The sequence below is a fragment of the Rhodococcus sp. NPDC059234 genome, from assembly GCF_042754225.1.
Classification (GTDB): Bacteria; Actinomycetota; Actinomycetes; order Mycobacteriales; family Mycobacteriaceae; genus Rhodococcus_G.
Genome location: NZ_JBHZAH010000207.1, coordinates 1 through 3,633, shown reverse-complemented (window position 1 = coordinate 3,633; position 3,633 = coordinate 1). Strand labels below are relative to the sequence as shown.

The following is a 3,633-nucleotide window of genomic DNA, read 5'->3' as shown; positions in this document are numbered from 1 at the left end:
TCAACGCCATCCGGTACACGCCCGTGCACTTCTACTCCGCCGACCGCGGCTGGGGCGAGGCCGCGACCGCCACTCACAGCCGACTGATCGACGCGCCACCCCCGCGGCGACACCGGAGGTGCTCGACGAGCTGCGCACCATTAATTCGAGTCTCGCGCAGGCGGTCTCGGAGTCCGACCCCGGCCGGATCGAGGACCTCGAGTTCAGCTTCCATCGGGTCCTCAATCACCTCGCCGACGCGAACAAGCTGTCCTGGTTCCTGCTCAACGCCATCCGGTACACGCCCGTGCACTTCTACTCCGCCGACCGCGGCTGGGGCGAGGCCGCGACCGCCACTCACAGCCGACTGATCGACGCGATGGCGGCCGGCGACGCAGCGGCCGCTGGCCGCGAGACCCGGGCCCACTTCACCGACGGCGCGAAACGCCTTGTCGCGCACCTGGAGAAGGCGGGCATCTGGGACTGAGCGGCCGCTGCCGGGTACAGCGAGCCCCGCGGACCGCAGGAAGGTGTCGATTGCAGCGGTCATGGCGTGCAGTTCACCCGGAGCCGACAACGAAGCGGGCGAGGAAGACCCCTACGTCTGCATGCAGCCTGGAAGGTTGTTGCCGGAGCAGTCGCGGATGCTGCCAGTCGCAACCAAGAGCTTGAAGAGCGGCATTCCGACCACGGCATCGAGGGCGATCAGAGGGTATGAAATCAACGGGTTGGCCGTGGTAGGCGAGGAAAGGGCGTCAACGGATCCGCTGCCCTGGACAGATCCGGTTGGCGATGCGGACGCCAGACCCACCCCGGAGGCGACGCCACCGGCCAACACGGCCGAGACAACAACCACCGATGCAAGACGACGCGCGTTGAAACTACCCATTCCATGCTCCGATCAAATCGATGATGGCCACGATGGCGCCAGCCGCGTCGGACGGCCACCGATGCCCACGGCGTGGGCATCACAGTATCAACATCGATCGAGACAAAGCACGAATATCGTTCTTGCACATGATAATTTGTCAAACACTACACGTGCAGCCGCTCCGACCTTCGCCAAGCGAGACCCTCGAGCGGACCCCAGCAGTCTCTCACTGAGCCCCGCGAGGACTCCTTCGCGAAGCTCGTGGGTGAGTCCTCGAGTTTGCCCCGAGGTCCCGTTGCCGAGCCGTGTACCGGACAACGACGGCAAGGACGCTGAACCTCGGCTGCGGCTGCACCCTCACCAGCAACCGACACCGACCGAAAACAGTCGAGCCCCGCGGCCCGGAAGGTCCGCGGGGCTCGACTGTGCTTTCGCGAACAGCTACCAGACGACGGCGATGATCACGTTGGCGACGGCGAGGATGCCGATCGCCTGCGCGAGTGTCGCGGTGTTTGTTGCGACGGCCACACCGGACTCGCTCGAGGCGGTCGCCTTCTGCTGACGCAGCCCGACCACGGCCAGGACGAGGATCACCACCGCGATCACCAGTTTCACCGCCACCTTGGTGTGGTTGAGCGTCGCGTCGTTGGCCTCGTTCAGCCCGACCAGCGCAAGTCCGGACACCACCTGCAGGATGGCGCCGTGCAGCATGCCGGGAATGACGCGCGGCTCCTTGAGCACGGTCATCCAGGAGCCGATGATGGCGGCGAGGCCGATGAAATGCAGGATCAGGAAGATGTCGATTGCTGCGGTCATACGTGCAGTCGACCACCACCGACGTCCGCTGTAAAGGAAGGCCTACCTTCCCCGCATGCCCGGATCCCTAGGGCACCAAGGCCTGTTCGTGGACGCCCTGCACGGCCCGGCCCGACGGGTCGGCCATCGCCGCAAACTGCGGGTCCCACTCCAATGCCGCGGAAGTGGAGCACGCGATGGACTTGCCGCCGGGAACGGTGGCGGCACTCGCCGGGCCCGGGAAATGCTGAGCGAAGATTCGCCGATACAGATACGCCTCCTTGGTGGCAGGGGTGTTGTGCGGGAATACCTCTGCCGCATCGGCGAACTCGGCATCACTGACCACCGCCGCCGCGTGGTCCTTGAGTCCGTCGATCCACCCGTAGCCGACCCCGTCGGAGAACTGCTCCTTCTGCCGCCACAGGATCTGCTCGGGGAGGGCCCCGTCGAACGCCTCTCGCAGCACCGCCTTCTCGATCCTGCCGTTGCCCGCCATCTTGTGCGTCGCGTCCATTCCCATCGCGATGTCGAGGAACTCGAGGTCCAGGAACGGCACCCGCGCCTCCACGCCCCACGCCATCATCGCCTTGTTCGCACGAAGGCAGTCGTAGCTGTGCAGTGCCTCGATCTTGGCCACGGTCTCGTCGTGGAACGCCTGTGCAGACGGGGCCTTGTGGAAGTACAGGTACCCACCGAAGATCTCGTCCGCGCCCTCACCGGAGAGCACCATCTTCACGCCCATCGCCTTGATCCGCCGCGCCAGCAGGAACATCGGGGTGGATGCCCGGATAGTCGTCACGTCGTAGGTCTCGATGTGCCGGATGACCTCCGGCAGGACGTCGAGGCCCTCCTCGAAGGTGTAGACGAAACCGTGGTGCTCGGTGCCCAGCGCGTCGGCTGCCAGCTGTGCCGCCGCGAGATCGGGCGATCCTGCCAATCCGATCGCGAACGAGTGCAGCCTCGGCCACCATGCCTCACTGCGGTCGTCGTCCTCGATCCGTTCGCGTGCGAACTTCGCCGCGCACGCCACGACGAGCGACGAGTCGAGTCCGCCCGAGAGCAGCACTCCGTACGGCACGTCCGTCATCAACTGCCGGTGAACGGCCTGCTCGAATGCGTGACGCAGCGCAGCCGGTGCGACCTCGACACCGGTGGTCGCGGCGTGTTCGCGCCACGGCCGCAGGTGGTAGCGGACCAATTCACCACTCGCACTGTCGTACAGGTGCCCGGGCGGGAACGCTGCCACGTCCTCGCACACCCCGACGAGAGCCTTGAGTTCCGACGCCACGCAGATCCGCCCCTGGTCGTCGTGGCCCCAGTACAACGGGATCACCCCGATCGGGTCCCTGGCGATCAGGAATCGGCGACGGTCTGCATCCCACAACGCGAACGCGAAGATTCCGTTGAGCGTGCCTACGAAGTCGACGTCGCCGCCGCCGTCGCGGTAGAGCGCGTTGATCACCTCGCAGTCCGAGCCGGTGGTGAAGTCGTACCCACTGTGTGCACGGAGTTCGCGGTGGTTGTAGATCTCACCGTTGGCCGCCAGCGCGAGCCCACCGTCGCGCGAGCGCAGCGGCTGCGACCCGCTGGCCGGGTCGACAATCGCCAGCCGCTCGTGGACGAGCACGGCCCCGTCGTCGATGAACACCCCACTCCAGTCCGGTCCCCGGTGCCGTTGCCGGCGCGAGAGCTCGACCGCTCGCACCCGCAGTGCACCAAGGTCGTCGCCAGGCTCGAGGTTGAACATGCCGAGGATCGAACACACGGGGCCGAACTCCTAACCGTTGGACATGGAGGGCCGACCGGTGCCTGCCCTCCCATTGTCGTCGCCGACGCGACCAGATGGCGGTGATCCACACTGGATACCTGCCACATGAAGCAGTCGAAGAATACTCGGCGGGGCGGCCGAATTGACCGGAATCACGCTAAGTACCAAGGACTTACCCCGTCATGCGCGTCGCCCGGCCCCCACGGCTGACGCCTGAGGC

The 3,633-nt window shown here is 66.2% G+C and carries 4 protein-coding genes; 1 reads left to right on the top strand and 3 read right to left on the bottom strand.

The window, feature by feature from the left end; all coding sequences use genetic code 11:
• The coding region (locus tag ACFXGJ_RS24195) for an FCD domain-containing protein (RefSeq protein WP_378625802.1) at positions 1–466 on the top strand (466 nt) is incomplete at its 5' end.
• A 111-nt stretch (positions 467–577) separates the two neighbouring features.
• On the opposite strand, the gene ACFXGJ_RS24190 is transcribed toward ACFXGJ_RS24195, so the two are convergent.
• The 3 genes from ACFXGJ_RS24190 to asnB all read right to left on the bottom strand — a co-directional run bounded on the left by ACFXGJ_RS24190 (position 578) and on the right by asnB (position 3,410).
• A complete protein-coding gene (locus tag ACFXGJ_RS24190) occupies positions 578–868 on the bottom strand; it encodes a hypothetical protein (RefSeq protein WP_378625801.1) in 291 nt (96 codons plus the stop codon).
• A 423-nt stretch (positions 869–1,291) separates the two neighbouring features.
• Entirely contained in the window at positions 1,292–1,666 is a 375-nt protein-coding gene (locus ACFXGJ_RS24185) for a hypothetical protein (RefSeq protein ID WP_378625800.1), read from the bottom strand.
• Positions 1,667–1,733: 67 nt separating this feature from the next.
• Positions 1,734–3,410: an asparagine synthase B gene (gene asnB, locus ACFXGJ_RS24180; protein WP_378625799.1), complete on the bottom strand. Its 1,677-nt coding sequence runs from the start codon at positions 3,408–3,410 to the stop codon at positions 1,734–1,736.
• Positions 3,411–3,633 lie beyond the last annotated feature (223 nt).

Excerpts from the sequence above, each read along its gene's own strand:
- ACFXGJ_RS24190 (WP_378625801.1), bottom strand. The coding sequence starts at position 868 with ATGGGTAGTTTCAACGCGCGTCGTCTTGCATCGGTGGTTGTTGTCTCG.
- ACFXGJ_RS24185 (WP_378625800.1), bottom strand. The coding sequence starts at position 1,666 with ATGACCGCAGCAATCGACATCTTCCTGATCCTGCATTTCATCGGCCTC.